Here is a 20,755-nt window from a genome sequence, read left to right as displayed (position 1 = left end):
CCGTTAATAATTTAAAGGTCACCCCCCTACTTTTAACCGCTTTTTTAAAGAGTATTTCCAAAGACCCTGATTCAGCGTTAAAATAGCCTTCTACCATTTATAATAGAGAAGAATCCCCATGCCAGAGTATCGTTCACGCACATCCACCCACGGCCGTAATATGGCTGGAGCCAGAGCCCTATGGCGCGCTACTGGTATGAAAGATGACGATTTCAGTAAGCCAATCATCGCTATTTCAAATTCATTCACGCAGTTTGTGCCAGGTCATGTCCACCTGAAAGACATGGGTCAGCTTGTAGCACGCGAAATAGAAAAAGCGGGCGGTGTCGCAAAAGAATTCAATACCATTGCTGTTGATGACGGTATAGCAATGGGTCACGATGGCATGCTTTATAGTTTGCCATCACGCGAAATTATCTCTGATTCTGTGGAATACATGGTGAACGCGCATTGTGCGGATGCTTTAGTCTGTATTTCTAACTGCGACAAAATCACACCGGGCATGTTAAACGCTGCCTTACGCTTGAACATTCCAGTGATCTTTGTATCTGGTGGACCGATGGAATCGGGCAAAGCGGTTATTCAAGATCAGGTGGTAAAACTTGATCTGGTTGATGCCATGGTTTCCGCCGCTGATGATAAAGTCTCAGATGAAGATGTGTTTAAGACGGAAGTTTCAGCCTGTCCTACCTGTGGTTCGTGTTCAGGCATGTTTACTGCAAACTCAATGAACTGTTTGACAGAAGCTTTAGGTTTATCGTTGCCAGGCAATGGTTCGATGCTGGCAACACACTCTGATCGTGAGCAGTTATTCTTAGAAGCGGCTCGTCAGATTATGGTTCTGACTAAACGTTGGTATGAAGAAGACGACGAGACTGCATTACCACGTAACATTGCTAACTTCAAAGCCTTCGAAAACGCGATGAGTCTCGATATCACCATGGGTGGTTCGACCAATACTGTTCTGCATTTACTTGCAGCAGCTCATGAAGCTAAAGTCGATTTCACCATGGACGATATGGATCGTTTGTCTCGCTCAGTGCCTAATTTGAGCAAAGTAGCACCTGCAACTCAGCTATACCACATGGAAGATGTACATCGCGCTGGTGGCGTTTTCAGAATTCTGGGCGAGCTAGAACGAGGCGGTATGCTTCATACAGAATGTAACACCGTTCACGCGCGCACAATGGGCGAAGCACTGGAAAAGTGGGATATCGCACGTAACCCATCTGAAGAAGTACAAACTTTCTATAAAGCGGCTCCGGGAAATGTACGTACCGTGCATGCCTTTAGTCAAAGCAAACGCTGGGATGATCTAGACATTGATAAAGTCGGCGGCTGTATTCGTGATGTTGAACACGCTTACTCTAAAGACGGTGGTTTAGCAGTACTTTACGGAAATATCGCAGAAGATGGCTGTATCGTAAAGACAGCGGGCGTTGATGAACATATCTTGACCTTTGAAGGGCGCGCACGTGTTTATGAATCTCAAGATGATGCAGTAACCGCAATCCTTGCTGATGAGATCGTCGAAGGCGATATCGTTGTTATTCTTTATGAAGGACCAAAAGGTGGACCGGGCATGCAGGAAATGCTGTATCCGACCAGTTACTTGAAATCAAAAGGTCTTGGCAAAGCTTGTGCATTAATCACCGACGGTCGTTTCTCTGGCGGCACATCGGGTTTATCGATCGGACACGCTTCACCAGAAGCAGCAGAAGGCGGAGCGATTGGACTAGTCGAAGAAGGCGATACCATAGATATCGACATTCCGAACCGTAAAATTTCGCTTAGAATTTCTGATGATGAGCTGCAACAGCGCCGTGATGCAATGGATGCCAAAGGTAGCGCAGGCTGGAAAGCTGGGCCTCGTCCGAGAAATGTCACTCCAGCATTAAGAGCCTACGCAGCTATGGCAACATCTGCAGCAAAAGGTGCGGTTAGAGATGTGTCTCAAGTTGAAAAGTAATGTTTAGCGTTATACCTATGCATTGAATGTATTAAAAAAGCCTCGATACTCTCGAGGCTTTTTTGTGCTTTATTTTCGTATATAGTTTTTATATAACCATGCTGCTTTGTTGTCATACACACCCCCCTACTTTGGGGCGTTTTTTTTCAGGAATATAAAAAAATCTGTTAAAACCTATTTACTGAAAAACTACTCAATACGTCTTTAAAGTCAGCCAGTGTTTGATTGTTTTTATCACTATCAATCAACGCCGTAATAATTTTTGCCGATATGGGTGCTTGCGTTAATCCCAAATGTTGATGACCAAAGACCATCCCAATTTGAGGATGTTGCGGGTGCAAGTCGATAACTGGCAAAGAATCTGGCAATGTTGAGCGATTACCCATCCATTCACTGGGCTGTTGTTTATCAGCATCAAAATTCGGGATTATCGCATTGATATGCTTACTCAAGGTTTCATAACGCTTTGCAACGGGTTTTGAATCCACATTGGCAAACTCGGCAAAACCGGTGATTCGCATTCCGGTTTTGAGTGGCGTTAACATCACATGCCTATCAGCCGACATAATCAAACGCTTAAATTTAACTGGGCTATCTGGAAACGTTAAGTGATAACCTCGTTCGGCTACCAGCGGAATATCCAGCCCCAGCTGTTCAAGTAGTTTTTTACTCCAGACTCCCGCGCAAACCACTAATTTATCAAAGTCAAAATCACCACTGGAGGTAGATAAACCAACGCGTTGATCAGGCGTAGAGATTTGCTTCACTTCTGATTGTTTGAAATTCCCACCTTGCTCTACAAAGCGATCAAATAGCGCGACTGCCGTTTCATAGGGCTCTAATAATTGCACGGATTCTGGGCAATAAAGCGCATGTTTTATATCACGTGATAACGCGGGCTCTATATCAAATAATGCCGAATCTTTTAAGATTTCACACTCAATACCCTGTGCTTGTAGTGCTTTCTGGCAGTTTTCTGCTTGCTTGATACTTGAAGACTTTTCCCATACTTGGAGATAGCCACTTTTACGCATCATTTCTTCGCAATTAGATTTATTTAATAGCGATTTCCAGGCATTTATGGAATGTTTATTTAAAGCGACAATGGCTTTACGGCTTTTATTTTGCCGTGATTTAGCCGCCTTTTTTAGAAACTTGATGCTCCACGGGATGAAGGAAAACAAGTGATCTGGGGTAACTTTTAATGCCGCATTTTCACTAAAAAGTTGCTTCACTGCAGAGACAATATTCCCCACTGTAGCCTGAGGATCAATGAGCTCTATGGCAAGGAAGCTGGCATTACCATAGGAAGTCTCAGTTGCTGGGTTCGTTTTATCAAATAACGTAACCTGATAACCAGCTTCCTGTAATTCGAGCGCTGTAGTAATACCAATAATGCCACTGCCGACAATCGCAACAGTGCCTTTTGGTTGGTCTTGATTCATCTTAAGTTTCGTCTACTAAACCTTCATAAGCCAAAATAGCTGCCGCTAAATCCTCTCTTGCTGCACCCACCGATTTAAAGAGTGTAATTTGTTGATCGCTGTCTAAAAGCTGACTGCGACCCTCGTGCTGCTTTCCACTTAATTCAGATAATTCGGCAACGACATCATTTTTATCAAACGTACCATTTTCTATGGGTTGAGTTAAATCACCCGCTTCAACGATGGCTGCCAATCGTGTGTCGACAAAAACGGCTGATTTCTGGACCGCAGCATCATCAGTTTCACGCATATCTGGTTTAAATCCACCTACTAAATCGAGGTGCGTACCAGGCGTTAGCCATTCACCTAAAATAATTGCTTGAGTCGACATGGTTGCACAGCTGATGATATCTGCCGAAGCTGCGGAATAAGCTAAATCTGCATCCGTACAGACCGTTGCGGGCAATCCTTCTGTAACAAATGTGGCAACCAGTTTTTCTGCAGATTGTTGATTGCGGCTCCATACTTCGATTTGATCTATTGGTCGGACAGCACTGTGTGCATATACTAATTCACGGGCTAATCGACCAGAACCGATGAGCAATAATTTATGCGAATCTGCACGGGATAAATATCGGCAGGCCAGCGCTGAGGCTGCAGCAGTGCGTCTGGCAGTTAGCTCATCCGCATCAACTTGCAATAATGGTTCGCCTGTTTTTGCACTACTGAGTAGATAACTACCATTTAGCCCGGGAAGCCCTCGAGCGCTATTCCCAGGAAAAATAGTAACTTGCTTCACCCCAAGATACTCGCCTTCAATCCAGGCTGGTTTTAATAACAAAGAAGCGGTTGGTTCATTGGGTACGTTCAAGTCATGCTGGTGACGCAAGGGCTCAATCACTTCAGAGGTGAAAACGGTATCGATGGCATCAATCAGGTCTAGCCACGGAAGTTTTGCTTTAAGTTGCTCACTGCCAAGATAAGGTATGGAATTCATTTAAATGCTCACAATATTTGATACAGGATATTATAGTTTATTAAAATCACACCCCCCTACTTTGAGGGCATTTTTTTCTTATGAGGATGAATCAGAGAACATAATAAAAATTACAGGATAGATCAAAGACAGGGAATTAAAGATAAGTAATCAGTAATTCAGTTTTAAAAATTAGAATTCAGGCTTCAACTCGCGCGCAAATAATTCTGTGACGGCATCTTCGGGTGCCATGCCTTTATAAAGAACCTGATGAACGCATTCGCTAATCGGCATCTCAATCCCGGCACGCTCAGCTAGCATATGGATACTGTGTGATGTCTTGGCGCCTTCCACGGCTTGTCCAATCTCAGCAATTGCAGCATCAAGATCTTTCCCCTCACCAAGCGCTAAACCCAAACGTCGATTACGTGATTGATTGTCGGTACACGTTAAAACCAGATCACCAACACCGGATAAGCCCATAATTGTTTCATGTTGCGCACCCATCTTATCGGCAAGTCGCATAATTTCCGCAAGACCTCGAGTGATAATCGCAGCTCTTGCATTTGCGCCAAAGCCTAAACCATCAGAAATTCCAGCGGCTATGGCTAGCACATTTTTCACTGCACCCCCGAGTTCTACGCCGAGCACATCATCACTGGTATAAACACGGTAATTACCCCCTTGAAATGCTGCAGCAGTTCGTTCTGCCAATGCTTCTGTAGATGCCGCTGCAGTCATTGCTGACGGCAAACCTTTGGCAACTTCAGTGGCAAAGGTAGGTCCAGAAACCAAACCATAAGGTATATCTGTACCTAATTCTTCAATAAGCACTTCATGCAACAACTTTCCGCTTCCCACTTCAAGGCCTTTGGTTGCCCAAACAATGGTGTGTTGCTTGCTAAGTTTTGGTTTTAATTGCTTAAGCAAATCACGAAAGCCATGACTGGGTATAACGATTAATTGATCGTAAGAATGTTGAACTAGATCATCGATTGAACTAGAACACTTCAGATTATCTGGGAAAGGAATTCCCGGAAGGAATCCGGTGTTTTCGCGGGCTTTATCGTAAGCTTCGATATGCTCGGGATTGAAATCCCAGAGCAATACATCTATGCCATTTCTAGCGAGTTGCAACGCCAGAGCAGTTCCCCATGAACCTGCACCGTAAACCGATATTTTCTGGGGACGCTCTGATGTTGTCATGTTTTTTTACTCTTCTTAAATTTACTCTTCTAATACTTACTCTTAAACGATATATGCTTAGACAGATCGACTAATTATACTTCAGTCGTCTCTGCTGGTGCTCCACCGTTTGCTTGAGCTTCTTGCTGCTTAGCAACGTTTTGTGCGTAAAGTGCATCAAAGTTAATTGGAGAAAGATGCATTTCAGGGAAGCTACCTTTAGATACCAAGTTTGAAATCACTTCACGTGCATAAGGGAATAAGTTGCTTGGACAGTAACTAGCCAATAAATGGTTTAATTGCTCAGCTGGGTAACCTTTGATAAGAAAAGCACCTGCTTGAACTACTTCTACAAGAAACGCCGTTTTTCCGTCTTTACCTTTTACTGATACTGTTAAATGAAGCTCAACTTCATAATGATCTTCACCCAACGGATTAACCTGAGTATTTAGGTTTAGGTTTGTATCTGGTTCCCAATCCTGTGTGAAAATAGCTGGACTATTCGGAGACTCAAATGAAATATCTTTTACGTACACACGCTCGATAATGAACTGCTGCTCTTGAGCTTCAGTTTTCTGAACAGCTTCCTGTCCGTTTGGTTTTGCGCCGTTTTGTGAATTTGTATCTTCAGCCATCTTGTTCTATCCCTAATTTCTGATCCAGTTCGCCTTGTCGGTCGAGAGCGGCAATGTCATCATAACCACCTACGGATTCATCATTTATAAAAATTTGCGGAACGGTATTTCGCCCGCTACGTTGTTCCATTTCATCCCATAGATCACGGTCGCGACCTACGCTAATTTCAGTATATTCTACGCCTTTTTTCTTGAATAAAGACCTTGCACGCATACAATATGGGCAGAATCTTGTGGCATACATAATTACTTCAGCTGGCATATCTAAAACTTCTATCGCTTAGACAATGGTAAATTTGCTGATTCCCATGCCATGATACCACCAGCAAGATTAGAAACATCTTCAAAACCAGCTTTTGTTAATTGATTACATGCATTTCCAGAACGACTACCACTACGGCAATAAACCAATACCGGAGATTGTTTGTTCTTGCTTAATTCACCAATTTTTTGAGGTAATTGCGCCAAGGTTATATGTCTAGCACCTTTAATGATTCCTGACGTTAATTCTTTATCTTCACGTACATCAACAACCACAGCGTTATCTTTATTTAATAACATTACGGCTTCATTAACATTAACCTGCTTATATTTTCGTGTAAAACGAGATATTTCAAGTTTGATAATAAACAATAATACTGCAACAAAACCCAGTATAGGCAATGGGTTATTACCAGCGAAATCAATATATTCTTGCATGAATTTTCTTTAGAAATGAATAAAAAGGGGTAAGATAACCGCACTAGAGCTTTGCGTAAAGCTCTAATACTGTTTTTTCAGGCTGAAGAGTCAGCCTGATGGAATTTTATATTGCTATTCAGTCGAAAGTTTAATGCTTAAAACCTAGCGATAAATATCAGTGTGTACTGCAAAAAACATCTTGCATCATGCTGATAAGCTTAAGCGTGCGAGCATCACCAACACGATAAAATACTCGATTTGCTTCTTTTCTCGAAGCGAGTATTCCTTTGTCACGTAAAATAGCTAAATGCTGTGAGATATTGCTTTGTGATGTACCGACACATTCTACGATATCTTGAACACTGACTTCATTTTCACCAAGCACACACAAAATTTTCAGACGCAATGGATGAGAAATAGCTTTAAGTGAACGCGATGCTGTTTCAACGTCCTCCTCTCTAACTAAAAGGTCGCTCACAAGTGTGCAACTTTCATCTGCACCCTGGGCAATTTTCGGACTATTCATATATTATAGATACTCGACAGGTAGGTTATATTCGTTATTCAATATATTATAAAACAACGATACTATAATATACTCCGACTGTTTTTATATCAAGCCGATTATAATTTACGTTAATGCTTAAAAGTTCGTTTACGAACTGATAAAATCTCGACAAATGGGGCTAAAAATTACAACAATTAAAATAAAAAGTTCGACTGTGAAAATGAATGTTTTTACGGCACTTGCTTGCTGTGCTTTACTGACAATGCCTATATCCAGTAACTTTGCAGAAACATCTGGACAAAAACAAAGCAAAATCCAGAACAAGATATCAAACACAAACAAAATACTTGAGAAGGAACGAAGCAAGTCGAAGCAGCTCTCAAAAAAAGTGATAGTCACAGAAGACAAACTCAATGAGATTTCCAAAAGACTCCATAGTACCGAGACTAAAATAAATTCATTAACGTCCAATCTAAACAAGTCGAACGAAAAAAAACGGAAATTATTGATACAAACCAATCAACAAAAAGATGCCCTTGCACAGCAAATGCAGGCTTTGTATACATCGGGCAAACAATCTCATTTACGGTTATTACTCAAGCAGGACAATCCATCAGATATTAGTAGAACGATAAAGTACTACGAATACATGAATAAACATCGTTTAAAGCGTATTAAAGGCATTCAAGTCCAGCTGGATAAAGTAAAACTGATCCAAGATAAGATCAATGCTGATACCAAGACCTTAAATGAATTGCAAGCCAAACAAAGTTCAAGAAAAATGCTGTTGAAAAAGACAGTAGCAGAACATGAGTCCGCCCTTAAGAAACAGAAGAAAGTCGTCTACTCGCAAGAGCAAAAATTATCGAAACTGAAGAAGGAAGAGTCACGCCTAAAAGGTGTCATAGAAAGACTCGCCCAAAAAAACCGAAAGGAAGAAGCGGAACGAAAAAGACAGGAACAACTGAAAAAAATAGCTAGCCAAAAAGCAACACCAAAGACAACACCCAAAGCAACTAAACCAAAACAAACAGGCCAGGTAGTCAGCAGACGATTTGTTCCTAATAAACCATTTTCTTCTCTCAAAGGAAGACTTTCATGGCCAGTTAAGGGTCGTCTTACTCAAAAATATGGCAGCAGTAGAAACACTAAACAAAGATGGAAAGGTGTCATTATTTCTGCGCCAGCGGGCTCCAATGTACATGCCATAGCCCGTGGCAAAGTCGAATATAGCGGCCGATTAAAAGGCTATGGCTATCTTGTTATTATCCGTCATGATAAGAATTATCGCAGTCTGTATGCCTATAACCGCAGCGTTTATAAGAAAGAAGGACAGATTGTAAAGGCGGGCGAAATCATTGCCGCAGTAGGAAATTCTGGCAGCCAAACTAACTCTGGCTTATATTTTGAGATTCGCCGTGGCACAACACACCATAATCCTGCCCAATGGTGCAGGTAAGTATTAAAAAAATAAGCATTTTTCACTCAGCTTATTTAGTGACAATATCTCTAATATTAGGGTAATATCGATTCATCCTACTTGTGTATTAGAGAGTTGTATGCCCTTAAAAAAATCACTAACTACTGGCGCTATTTCTGGCGTTTTTATTGGGCTCGCGGTCTCTTTTAGCATTAATGCGTTTGCTTTAAAACCTAGCTCTCAAACGCTTCCACTTGCGCAACTCAAAAAGTTCTCAGAAGTCTACGCCAGAATCAAAAATGATTATGTAGAAGAAGTGGATGATAAAAAATTAATCACTGATGCGATCAGTGGCATGCTATCAGGGCTTGACCCTCACTCTGCATATCTTGATGAGGAAGCTTTTACAGAATTGCGTGTGGGCACTTCAGGTGAATTTGGCGGCTTAGGTATTGAAGTCGGCATGGAAAATGGCTTCGTTAAAGTCATCGCTCCTATCGACGATACGCCAGCGAAAAAGGCAGGGCTAAAATCAGGTGACTTAATAATTCGCCTCGATGATAAATCGGTTAAGGGTTTAACACTCAACGATGCAGTCAAATTAATGCGTGGTAAACCTGGCGAAGCCATCGAACTATTAATTACTCGTGAAGGTAAATCAAAGCCGTTCAAAATCACAATCGTTCGAGATGTAATCAAAGTAAAAAGCGTTAAAAAGAGAATTCTAGAAAAAGATTATGGATATCTTCGTATCTCTAGCTTTCAATCTAAGACAACTGATAACACCAAAACGGCTATTGAAGATCTACTTAAAGATAATAAAAATGCACTAAAAGGACTGGTACTTGATCTAAGAGATAACCCTGGCGGTGTTTTAAATGGGGCAGTTGGCGTATCTGATGTTTTCTTAAGAAAAGGTAATATCGTCTATACCGAAGGGCGCGTTGATGATGCCCTAATGCGTTATAACGCGACACCTGATGATTTACTCGAAGGTGCGCCCTTAGTCGTACTCGTTAATCAAGGATCAGCCTCAGCCTCTGAAATTGTTGCAGGCGCTTTACAAGATCATAAGCGAGCACTAATCATTGGCACTAAAACATTTGGTAAAGGATCCGTTCAAACGGTACTCCCTCTGGACGAAAAGACTGGCGTAAAATTAACCACAGCACGTTACTTCACACCATCAGGCCGATCAATTCAGGCGAAAGGCATTGAGCCAGACATTACCGTTGAAGAACTCGAATTCAAAAAGAAAGATGAGAATACTGAAGAAGACATTTCTCCTCTATCAGAAGCAGATTTAAGTGGCCACATCTCTAATCCCAACGGAGAGAAAAAGAAACCTGAAGCATCTAACAATGATGCAATAGATGCTAAAGATAAATCAGAAGAGAAAAACTTAGTCGAAACTGATTTCCAACTCTACGAAGCCCTTAATTTGTTGAAAAGTATGAATCTGATTCAAGAAATGAATTTAAAGAAAGGCTAATGATTCTTTTAAGAATTTATTATAAAAATGACTGTGGGGGATTATTAAATAGTCACCCCCCTACTTTTAGGCACTTTTTTTGCGAGACCAAATATTAATTAGCCTTACACTTAAAGTTTTCGCTAAAGAGTAAGGCATCAATCATTTTTTGCGGTAGAATCCCCGCCCATGAATATTCGCACACAACTTGAAACAATAATCACTCAGGCATTGGCCGATGCTGGCGCGCTTAACAATGCTCCTGCCGTTGTAAAAACTTCCTCTCGACCAGAGTTTGGTGACTACCAGGCAAATGGCATAATGGGCGCTGCTAAAGCACTCAAAATGAATCCCCGAGAATTTGCCGCCAAAGTTTTAGAAAACCTTGATCTATCGACCTACGCGGATAAGCTGGAAATAGCCGGACCTGGATTTATCAATATTCATTTAAAGAACGAGTGGTTGCAACAACAAGTAGAAAAAACGCTCGAGTCAGATAGATTAAATATAGAGAAAGCAGAACACCCTGAAACCGTCGTCATCGATTACTCAGCACCAAATCTAGCCAAAGAAATGCATGTTGGCCATTTGCGTTCTACCATTATCGGAGATTCAATCGCCCGTGTTTTAGAGTTTAGCGGACACAAAGTGATTCGCCAAAACCATGTCGGCGACTGGGGCACTCAATTTGGCATGTTGCTCACATACATGGGTGAGTTAAAACAGCAAGACAGTGAAATCACGCTGCAATTAGCCGATTTAGAAAAGTTTTATCAAGCAGCAAAAGTGCGCTTTGATGAAGATGCTGATTTCGCTAAACAGGCTCGTGATAACGTAGTCAAACTACAAGCAGGTGACCCAGAGTTTCTGGCCTTATGGAAACAGTTCATTGATACCTCACTCAATCATTGTGATGAAATCTACAAAATTCTGAACGTATTACTAACACGTGAAGATGTGATGCCAGAAAGTGCCTATAACGACGACTTGGCCAATGTTATTAGCGACCTGAAAACAAAAGGTCTATTAACTGAAGACCAAGGCGCGCAATGCGTTTTTCTCGAAGAGTTTAAAGGTAAAGACGACTCAATCATTCCGATGATTGTGCAAAAATCTGATGGTGGCTATTTATACGCGACGACAGACTTAGCCGCACTTCGCTATCGTAATGATACGTTGAAGATGACACGTGGCCTGTATCTTGTCGACGCACGCCAAAGCCTGCATCTCAGACAAGTATTTGCTGTGGGCAAAAAAGCAGGATTTGTAAAAGAAGAAACCAGCCTCGAACACATGGCATTCGGCACCATGATGGGTAAAGACGGCACACCATTTAAAACTAGAACTGGTGGCACCGTGAAACTTATTGATTTACTCAATGAAGCCCAGCAGCGCGCGCTTGATCTTGTTACGGAAAAGAACCCTGACTTAGACCAGGAAAGTCGTGAAAGCATCGCCAAGACTGTTGGCATTGGCGCTGTAAAATACGCAGACTTGAGCAAGAATCGGACGTCCGACTATATTTTCAACTGGGACACCATGCTCAGCTTTGAAGGAAATACAGCTCCCTATTTACAATACGCCTATGCGCGAATTCAAAGCATATTCCGTAAAGCTGGTGCAATTGATACATCTGCGAAAATTATTATTGAAGAGCCTGTAGAACGTCAGTTAGCAAGCAAGCTATTACAACTTTCAGAAGCCATTGAAGCTGTAGCCAAAGATGGTACGCCTAACATTTTGTGTAATTATCTTTATGAGTTATCTGGAAACTTCATGACTTTTTATGAAGCTTGCCCAATTATGAAAGCCGATGAAAACACCAAACAAAGCCGCTTAAAGTTATCTCAACTTACCGCTAATACGCTGAAAACTGGATTGGACTTGCTGGGTATTGATGTAATGGAACGAATGTAACGTATTCGTAGATTGAATCATCAATCCTCAATCATTAATTTAAAGCCTTCATGCGAGGCTTTAAATCCAAGATCATTATAAAACCGGATAGCATCAGAACGCTGTTTGTTTGAGGTTAACTGAACAATATTACACCCCCGTACTTTGGCGCGTTTTATTGACCATTCGAATAGCTGCTTACCATATCCTTTACTGCGATGATCTTTATGCACACGCACACCCTCGATTAAACAACGCCATGAGCCTTTATAAGTGAGATATGGAATAAAGGTAAGTTGCAACATCCCAATAATCGATGTTTCTGATCCTTCTTCTATCTCCGCAACTATCAATTCATTATTGATATCATCACTAATTATCTTCAGCGCTTTTATATAAGCCTCATTAACAGGCTTTGAAGAATCTTCGCGATGCGCACCCAACTGATCATCAGCCAACATTTCTATTAAAGTAGAGAGGTCACTTTCCTGCGCTTGTCTATAAATCAAATCCGCTACCATTTCTTTAGAGTTTAAATATTCTTAGTTTTAACAGCGCTCAGGCTTTAACGGCTTCACTAAGTTTTTCTTCTGTTATCGGGAAACTCAATGATTCCGCAATATCATAGCGAGCCTGCAATTTAGCTAATTGGCTTTCGTGCTCTTTATCATAGAAAATAATTACTCTTATTCCACTATGTCTTTGAACGACGGACATCATGGATTCTAAAGAGCTGGTTCGATCACGAAAGTCGGATTGATAATTAAATTCGGCGACGATTACAGTAGGGACTTTTTTCTTAAGCAACTTTAGTACTTTCCGCATACTGGTTTCGGTGATGACTTCAAAGCCCAGTTTTTGATACAACTCAGTGAAATTTGGATACCCCCCAATTTCACTGACTGCTAACAATAATGGAGATTCACTCACCCTAATCCCTTTCAAACTCGTAAATTAAATCAAGACCGTATTCATCCACCGACGTTTCAGCTTCGAGCGACAGCACCTTATTAATTTTGTATTTAATCGCAATTTTTTGGGTTTGGTCAAATAAACCGAAGAGATAGCGTACATATAATCTCGATCCCAACCTTTTACCTAAAGCCAACTCACTTTCTCTTAAGTCCTCTTTAGTTACGATATTAACGTCATCCAGACCAAACGATGCGCCGATATTCTGAGCCAAACTACCACTACCGGTTATACCAAGGCCCCTAACTGCTGACATCAATAAAGCACTTTCCTGACCAGATGCCGAAGATAAACTATGCCCTGTTAACAGGAAGCTCAATGCCTCACTTTCGGGCATCGCAGGGTTAGAGAAAATAGTAGATTTAGGGTTAAGAACATTTCCACCAAGGTGAACGCCAACAACTTGATTATCGACTGTTCTAGTAGCTCGAATATCCATACCCACAAGCTTAGGTGAGCCATTGAATATTAATCGACCATTGTTGATTTCTAAATCCTGACCATAAGCCTGAAATTTTCCATCAGTCACTCTTAGAGAACCATTGGCTAAAACATCCCGTCGGTTGTGAGTGACATTAACATCACCAGATAGTCTTGCTTTTAAACCAAATGCATCTAATCGTACTTTATCACCTAATACGATAATCACATTCGGTTGTAATTTTACTGCTGAAACCTGTTCACCAGGCTTTCTCTCACCAATGACAAATGCATCACCTGATTCATCGATACTACTTTCAGGAATATCATTTAATCGTATATCAGCATAAGGAATAGTCACCTTGCCTTTGATACTGACTACCTCAGGAGATAAGCCTAAAACGATATCTGGAGACATCGTAGCCTTAATTTCATTGGTGTTCATAAAGCGAATATTATTGCCGCTAATTTTTATATTTGCTTTCCACTTTGCCACATCTTGAATATCCATATCGCCGGTGACATTTAAAGCGCCTTTACCCATCAACATTCTACCGTTGATTTTAGCTTTTCCGGGCTGATCTGCAGTGACATTAATATTGATGTCGGTTAACTCTGTACCTGCTTCAGGTAATCTAAGGTAAGCATTTTTTATATCTGCCTGACCTTTTATTTGAGGCTTACTTAGTAATCCACTAAAGCTAAACTTACTACTGAGCGCCCCACGTAAGCCTCGACTATGAGGGATAAGCTCCTGAGCAAAGTTAATATTTGGTATATCGAAATTAGCCTTACCATCAATAGTATGTTTGCCATTTTCTGGAGACAGTTTGATTTTGGCATTTGCTGAGAATTGACCTCGATTAACTATTTTCATCGAGGCATCAGCATTAATAGTTCGATTATCTATGGTTGCATTAATTTCTGCGTCTTCATAAAAGAAATCACGTACCTCATCATCAGCTTTAAAGGAGAAACTATTACTCGGGAGCTTAAATTGTATCTTCCCCTTAGGTCTCCCACTGTTTTGCTGGATATCGTAAGATCCATTTACAACACCATTTAATTCCATACCCTCTGGCAACCAGGGCTTTGCTAACTCCAATGGTATTTCATTCAAGGTACCCTTGGCATTTATACCAGAAGCTTCAGACCAACTAGCTGTTGAACAAGCATTGGTCTTTTTACTCGACAAACAAAATTGATCAGCACTAAATCCACTTTTTGAAACACTAACTCGTGCAGGCTTTTGAAGTGCCCAATCACCTGCTTGGGTATCATCTAATTTTAATTGCTGAAGAATCCCACTCCACTGTTGGTTTTTCCAGCCGCCATTAGCCTTAAGTTGTACTTTCGCCTCTTGATGATCAATTAACGCAGAAATAGTATGATTTTCTATAGATCCATTTAACTCTAAATTAGCGTCATCTATCTTCTGACCATCACTTTCAAAATTCTTGAGCTTTCCATTTATTTTATAAATATTGTTTGTAGTACTCGCTGTGAAGTCAGCAGAATCCAGGTTAAAAGTTTTATATTTTATTTTTTTAGCGTCTACAGTCGCATTTATAATAGGCTTATCTATGGTTCCCTGGAGTTGGCCTTTAACTATTAATCTTCCAGATAATTCTGATGCAATTTCTTTAAGATTTTTACTATCAATATTCCAACTTAAGTTAAAAGGACTGCTGGCACGCCCCGTCACCTGAAAACGGTTATCTCCAATAATGGTGTTCAGTTCTTTAACCATCGGTACACCATCAACTAATTGAACTTCACCTTGCAGATTCATATCTGACTGACCTAACTTAAAGTCTTGGTACTGCAAATTAGAGGCTACTAATTTTGTTGTGATAGTAGGAGACTTATAAAGACCAACAATCTGGGTATCTCCCTGTATACGTCCGGCTAAATCAGGTGAAACCTGCTTCAGATCTGGCGCATTAATATTAATTTTTAAGTCTAGTGGCTCGCCTGCATTACCGTTTACTAGAAGAATATTTTTACCACTAGCAACATTGAGCTCTTTCAACTGAATTATTTTTTTATCTAGGCTAATTTGTCCTTTTAGGGTTAAAGCTTCTTCCCCTTGTCTAATCCCATTAAATTCGAGATTTTTTGCGGTTATATCTAAGGTAGATACAGGCTTTTCAATCAGACCTTTTAAGGTTGCGCTTCCATTGATACTACCGGCTAATTGGGGAGAAACCTGTTTTAGATCATTAGCCTCAATATTCCATTTCAAATCAAGTGGTTCAGTAGCAGTTCCAGATAGGCTTACGGTGTTCTTTCCACTTTTGATTTGCGCACTTTTTAGACTTAGCACGTCATTATCAACAACCACATCCGTTTCAATTAATATTGGAAGTGTTGATTGCTTATATCCAGCATAGGCAAGGCTATTGGCTTTAACTTTGGCCTGTATTTCTGGCTTTTTATATTCACCTTTGATGGTAACAGCGCCTTCAACTCTTCCTGCGACATCTGGAACTAATTGTTTTAGTGATTTCGCATCAACTTTAATATCCAGATTTAATGGCTCTGTTACCGCGCCATCAACCATAATTGCGTTATCCCCGAGTGTCACCTCAAGTTTGTTTGCTTGAACTAAGCTCTCTCGTTCTGTAACCTGACCTTTGGCTGTTAATTTCTGTCCACGGAACGTCCCATCTAACTCTACAATTTGTAACTGGTTCTCTAACCGGGAATCTAAAAAGGTGCCTGTATATTTTATTTTTGCATCAGCACTGGCTGGCCATTCTGGTAATAAACTACTCGTGGTTAGATTTTTTGCATCAGCATCAAAATTCCAGCGAATTTCCGGGTCCCAATTCACATTACCTTTCGCTTCTGCATTACCATGAACACTGACGAATATAATGTCATCAAACGTAACTTGCTTGTAATCTCCTTCACCTTTAACCAGGGCTGTTCCCTTGCCTAGCTGTTTTTGCTCAAGAACTAAATCGCCATCAAAAATATAATTAGTGAGTGTTCCTTTAACATCAACTGTTCCATTTACATTTCCAATGACATCATGCTCAAAGGACGCAGTGCCTTTAGTTTTGATTTCATGGGGCTGATTCATGTTCAGCTCACCATCGACCACATCGATTCTTAAGGGTCGATTTAAAATAATAGGAGCGCCTTTTAATTCTTCAAAATTAAGTATATTTTGCTTTATTGTTGCTTTATTGAGTTGGATATCCTGAATCTGGAATAGCAACGTTTGACTCTTACTATCCCCAGGTATGCTTTTAGTAATTTGTAATGATTCTAGTTTTAAAACATCAGCATCTAGATTAATGGGCAATCCAAAGTTAGGCAAAGAAGTAACATCCTTTGACACCTCATCTGACTTAGTCTTTCCTTGCAAGTCTATTGATAATTTTCCGACAGTTACATTTTTGGCGTGGATCTTTTCATTTTTGATATCAAATTTATTGAGTTTTACATCGATATTCTCAAGCACGACCGCAACGCCATCCTCCCAAACGAACTTGTCTACATGAAGTCCTGATAAAACACTACCCGATACCCCTTTAAGGGTGAGTTGCTTTAGTGAGGAGTCGGCAAGGTACGCAATAGTTTTCGGGCCTATTGGAGTAAAAAGCGTGATCACTAATGCAAATAATAGAACTAGTAATAGTGACATCACCCAGAACAAAGGCGAGAACACATACTGATTTAAATGTTTTCTCACAAATCAGATCCCACACTTAGATGTAGATGAGGGTCGCCAAAATCATCCTTAGGAAATCCGATATCAATTCGAACAGGACCAACGGGAGAGCTCCAACGTGCACCAAAACCAACACCTACTTTCATACCAGGATCACTCCAGCTTTCAAATGCATTACCTGCATCTACAAAAACTGCTGCACTCCAGGAGTCATTAATTGGATGTTGATATTCTAGACTTAGGTCTAACAGATGCTTACCACCTATTACTTTTCCATTATCATTCTCTTCACCAAGGCTTTCAAAAGTATAACCTCTGACACTAGTGCTACCGCCGGCAAAAAACCTTAAACTTTTAGGAAGACTATTAAAATCTGAAACTATAGAAGCGCCTAGATTCATACGGGCCAAAATACGTCCAGGACCAACTTGCTTGATACCTTTTGCTTGAACTTTAAGCCGAGTAACATCCTGATCGCTCAGGAGTGCTTCCAAAGCAGAGTCTAGAGATAATTTTAAGCGCCACCCATCTTTAGGATTAAGTAAGCTATCGGCAACTACTTTTTCTAAACCAACACCGAACATCAATAGTTCAGCATCAGTTTCATCCTCGCTATCCACCTGCGTCTTATCTTTAATAGCCTTTATGGAAGCCGTTCTAACCCACCCATTGCCAAATTTACGAACAAGAGTAGCCCCAACAGATAAGGTATGACTTTCAATATCATCATTTGAGTCTTTCTTTAGATCAATACTATAGATCAGACTATTATCATCAGGATTATTTCTAGGGTTTAATAACTGAACAGAGAACTCTGGAAGTTTTTCAGAATATTGAGCCTTGACCTTTAGTTGCTTGCCACTTTTTCCCAAATAGCGCCTATTCATTTCTGCAGCTATACGAGCACCTGTATCAGAGCCATAGCCTACTTTGAACTTGTAAGCATTTCGTTTTTTAGCGGTTAACGTGATTACAACAGGTAAACGGAAATTTTTAGCTTGTTCATTAAGTACTTCGACCTTAATCAAATTAAAATAACCGCTACGTTGCAATAGTTGCTGTTGATTAATTAGGTCTTCAGCGAAGAAAGGATCACCTGTTTTAAGCAGTATATATTTTGACATCGCTTTTTCAGACAGAAGCTCTTGATCAACCGTTATTTCTCCGTATTGATAACGCTTTCCTGTATTTAGAATGAGTACAACGCTCGCTCGATATGTTGTTGGATCGACCTTGATACTATGCTTTTCAAATTCAGCATCATAGTAGCCTAATGATTGCGCAGCTTCTGAAAGCTTAGTTTTGAAATCAGTATAATTCTGATGATTGAGCACATCACCTTTTGAATAAGGCGGTTTCTTAATTATATCTGTAAAAAGCTTTTCGTTTTTACCTTCACCAACAACTTCAGTTAATATTGATGTGACTTTAGTTGATTTACCCGGTTTAACCGTCAAACGTAGCTTCCAACAGTTATCGACGATAGATCCACCAGACACCAGCTCTGCATCGTAGTAACCCAAAGCTCTAGTAGCTTTTCTTAAATTCTTTTTTACCGTTGTGAAGAACTGTTTCACTTCTGCTCGATCGGCAGTACATTCAGGAACAGTAACAGGCATATGGAGTTCGATGTTTTTCTTTAGATCATCCTCAACCCCAGTAACGTCTATGGTTGCTAACTTTGCTGATGGTAGAGTAGCTTCATCATCAACTTTTGTTTCAGACTTTTTGCCAGTTTTTGTGTCAGGCTTATTCTCAGGTGTCTCTTCAGACTCTGTATCATTTTTTGTAATAGCTGCTTTAATGATTTGATTGTCAACATCATCATTCGCATCTCCTGCAAAAACAGAATACGAAATAAGTAAACTACAGAGAATAAAGGGTAAGCTTTTCAACATCTATTGCTCAAAGCTCCAACGAAGGATGGCATCTTGTATTTTTGCACCGCGCCCAGCTCCCGTTCTTTTTCCATTATGTTGAATGGCAATAACAAGTCTTTTCCCTTTTCGATTTAACATATATCCAGAAATTGCCGTCACAAAGTCTAACGTACCAGTTTTTAAATGACTTCTCCCACGCAGTTCGTCTTTCCTGAAACGATTCACCAAAGTTCCATCAACACCTGGCAAAGACATGGAGGCCATAAATTCAGGCATATACGGATCTCTATAAGCGGCCTCTAACAAATTACCCATTTGTCGTGCAGTCACTAGCGCTGACCTTGATAAACCAGAGCCATTTTCTAGCTGGATGCCATTAGTATCAATATTATTAGCATTCATTGTATCTAGAATAGCTTGTCGTCCCTTTGTTAGAGTACCAGGTGACCCATATTTTTTCGCACCAAGAGTAAGCAATAATTGTTTTGTCATCACATTATTACTCCATTTATTGATCAGTCGTATCTGTTCTCCAAGTGTTGGAGAGCTATGCACATGAAATAGTTCATCTTTTGCTGATACTCTACCTACTTTCAGGCTCCCTTTAAGAGTGCCGTTGAGGTCTAACCAAAAATCACGGAAGGCATTAAAAACATGTTCTTCAGGTTTAGAAATAGCACGCAAGATAAATCGTTGTTTACATTTTGCGGCGTAATTTCCACTGATAATCAACTCGCCCTTTTTATCCCTTTTTAATTTGGGACGTAAATGGGATTTCCTGCACCTGCCTTTGGTTAATTTTATCTGATTCTTAAAATTAAAATCAGTTATATCAGGATATGGTTTAACCTTAACCTTACCGATCGACTTACTTTTTTTACTCTTTTTCTTTCCTTTGGATACCTGATCATTCTCTTCAGGGGTAAAGAGAAAACGAGTTGCCTGAAAATTAAACATCAACGCAGAGGATTGAGCGTTATAAATTCGAAATGCCTTACCGTCAAAAGCTGCCGGGTCATGAATGGGTAACTGGAAATAACTATTATCAATAATAATATCTCCTTCAATATGCTTTAAACCCTTATCACGTAAAGTCTTAACCAGCTTCCAGAAATTTTCATAAACCAGAAAAGGGTCTCCGTAACCCTTTAAAATTAAATCACCGGATAACACCCCCCCACTTATAGGCCCTTTTGTCCAAACCTCTGTTCTCCAGGAATAATTTGGTCCTAACTCTTTAAGCGCGGCATAGGTAGTTAGCAACTTCATGGTTGATGCTGGTGTGCGTAATTTATCAGCGTTAAGTTCCAGCATCGGAGCATCAGCGTTTAAATCACGCACATAAATACTGATATTTTTTGTGGGTATCTTATATTTTTTTAAAAGTTTATTAACTGACTCTGGTAAATCTTGAGGCGTTTGTTTATTGATGTAATATGTTTGTGCGGGTTGCGGATCTTCTTTAGCATCGCTTACTTTAGTTTGACTGGACTCTTTGGCATTTACTGATCCGACATTAACTGAGCCAGCAATGAAAAGCCCACAGGCAATCATTATCTTAGCGCATGAAAAGATACGCTCTTTTCTATCTGTTAATTTCATTAAATCCCCAATCGACAAAGTCACTGATCTTTAT

At 40.3% G+C, this 20,755-nt stretch carries 16 protein-coding genes; 4 read left to right on the top strand and 12 right to left on the bottom strand.

The window, feature by feature from the left end:
* The first annotated feature begins 118 nt into the window (after window positions 1–118).
* Complete coding sequence (gene ilvD, locus Q1A31_RS02725) at window positions 119–1,969, top strand: dihydroxy-acid dehydratase (RefSeq protein WP_299871979.1); 1,851 nt, start codon at window positions 119–121, stop codon at window positions 1,967–1,969.
* A gap of 167 nt (window positions 1,970–2,136) precedes the next feature.
* Here ilvD and Q1A31_RS02720 read toward each other — a convergent pair whose 3' ends face one another.
* The 7 genes from Q1A31_RS02720 to Q1A31_RS02690 all read right to left on the bottom strand — a co-directional run bounded on the left by Q1A31_RS02720 (window position 2,137) and on the right by Q1A31_RS02690 (window position 7,396).
* Window positions 2,137–3,414 (bottom strand): FAD-binding oxidoreductase, encoded by a 1,278-nt coding sequence (locus Q1A31_RS02720; protein ID WP_299871976.1) that lies wholly within the window; start codon window positions 3,412–3,414, stop codon window positions 2,137–2,139.
* Between the two features lies 1 nt (window position 3,415).
* Window positions 3,416–4,390 (bottom strand): ornithine cyclodeaminase family protein, encoded by a 975-nt coding sequence (locus Q1A31_RS02715; protein ID WP_299871974.1) that lies wholly within the window; start codon window positions 4,388–4,390, stop codon window positions 3,416–3,418.
* 171 nt (window positions 4,391–4,561) lie between these two features.
* On the bottom strand, window positions 4,562–5,575 hold the full coding sequence (locus Q1A31_RS02710; RefSeq protein WP_299871973.1) for an NAD(P)H-dependent glycerol-3-phosphate dehydrogenase: 1,014 nt from the start codon (window positions 5,573–5,575) through the stop codon (window positions 4,562–4,564).
* A gap of 74 nt (window positions 5,576–5,649) precedes the next feature.
* The gene (secB, locus tag Q1A31_RS02705; RefSeq protein WP_299871971.1) at window positions 5,650–6,189 is read right to left on the bottom strand and encodes a protein-export chaperone SecB; all 540 of its coding nucleotides are present in this window, start codon (window positions 6,187–6,189) and stop codon (window positions 5,650–5,652) included.
* Entirely contained in the window at window positions 6,182–6,433 is a 252-nt protein-coding gene (grxC, locus tag Q1A31_RS02700) for a glutaredoxin 3 (RefSeq protein WP_299871969.1), read from the bottom strand. Before grxC ends, secB begins: the two co-directional genes overlap by 8 nt.
* 29 nt (window positions 6,434–6,462) lie before the next feature.
* Entirely contained in the window at window positions 6,463–6,888 is a 426-nt protein-coding gene (locus tag Q1A31_RS02695) for a rhodanese-like domain-containing protein (protein ID WP_299871966.1), read from the bottom strand.
* A 157-nt stretch (window positions 6,889–7,045) separates the two neighbouring features.
* Window positions 7,046–7,396, bottom strand: a complete 351-nt coding sequence (locus Q1A31_RS02690; protein ID WP_299871963.1) for a helix-turn-helix transcriptional regulator — start codon at window positions 7,394–7,396, stop codon at window positions 7,046–7,048.
* Window positions 7,397–7,598: 202 nt separating this feature from the next.
* Between Q1A31_RS02690 and Q1A31_RS02685 the strand changes: the two genes are divergently transcribed.
* From Q1A31_RS02685 to argS, 3 genes are all read left to right on the top strand, one after another.
* Window positions 7,599–8,837, top strand: coding sequence for a murein hydrolase activator EnvC (locus Q1A31_RS02685; RefSeq protein ID WP_299872221.1), 1,239 nt, complete (start codon window positions 7,599–7,601; stop codon window positions 8,835–8,837).
* Between the two features lie 100 nt (window positions 8,838–8,937).
* A complete protein-coding gene (locus Q1A31_RS02680) occupies window positions 8,938–10,290 on the top strand; it encodes a S41 family peptidase (protein ID WP_299871961.1) in 1,353 nt (450 codons plus the stop codon).
* 168 nt (window positions 10,291–10,458) lie between these two features.
* Window positions 10,459–12,186, top strand: coding sequence for an arginine--tRNA ligase (gene argS, locus Q1A31_RS02675; RefSeq protein WP_299871958.1), 1,728 nt, complete (start codon window positions 10,459–10,461; stop codon window positions 12,184–12,186).
* A gap of 20 nt (window positions 12,187–12,206) precedes the next feature.
* Here the strand turns inward: argS and Q1A31_RS02670 are convergent, their stop codons facing one another.
* From Q1A31_RS02670 to dacB, 5 genes are read right to left on the bottom strand one after another with little or no spacing between them, the layout of a single operon-like run.
* Window positions 12,207–12,674, bottom strand: a complete 468-nt coding sequence (locus Q1A31_RS02670) for a GNAT family N-acetyltransferase (RefSeq protein WP_299871955.1) — start codon at window positions 12,672–12,674, stop codon at window positions 12,207–12,209.
* Window positions 12,675–12,723: 49 nt separating this feature from the next.
* Window positions 12,724–13,095 (bottom strand): hypothetical protein, encoded by a 372-nt coding sequence (locus Q1A31_RS02665; protein WP_299871952.1) that lies wholly within the window; start codon window positions 13,093–13,095, stop codon window positions 12,724–12,726.
* 1 nt (window position 13,096) lies between these two features.
* Complete coding sequence (locus Q1A31_RS02660) at window positions 13,097–17,260, bottom strand: translocation/assembly module TamB domain-containing protein (RefSeq protein WP_299871949.1); 4,164 nt, start codon at window positions 17,258–17,260, stop codon at window positions 13,097–13,099.
* On the bottom strand, window positions 17,257–19,137 hold the full coding sequence (locus Q1A31_RS02655; protein ID WP_299871946.1) for an autotransporter assembly complex family protein: 1,881 nt from the start codon (window positions 19,135–19,137) through the stop codon (window positions 17,257–17,259). Before Q1A31_RS02655 ends, Q1A31_RS02660 begins: the two co-directional genes overlap by 4 nt.
* Window positions 19,138–20,721, bottom strand: a complete 1,584-nt coding sequence (gene dacB / locus Q1A31_RS02650) for a D-alanyl-D-alanine carboxypeptidase/D-alanyl-D-alanine-endopeptidase (protein WP_299871943.1) — start codon at window positions 20,719–20,721, stop codon at window positions 19,138–19,140.
* Window positions 20,722–20,755 lie beyond the last annotated feature (34 nt).

This window comes from uncultured Cocleimonas sp. (assembly GCF_947495625.1).
Lineage (GTDB): Bacteria > Pseudomonadota > Gammaproteobacteria > Thiotrichales > Thiotrichaceae > Cocleimonas.
Note: the sequence above shows the minus strand (reverse complement) of the source record. Positions and strands in the feature narration are given on the sequence as shown.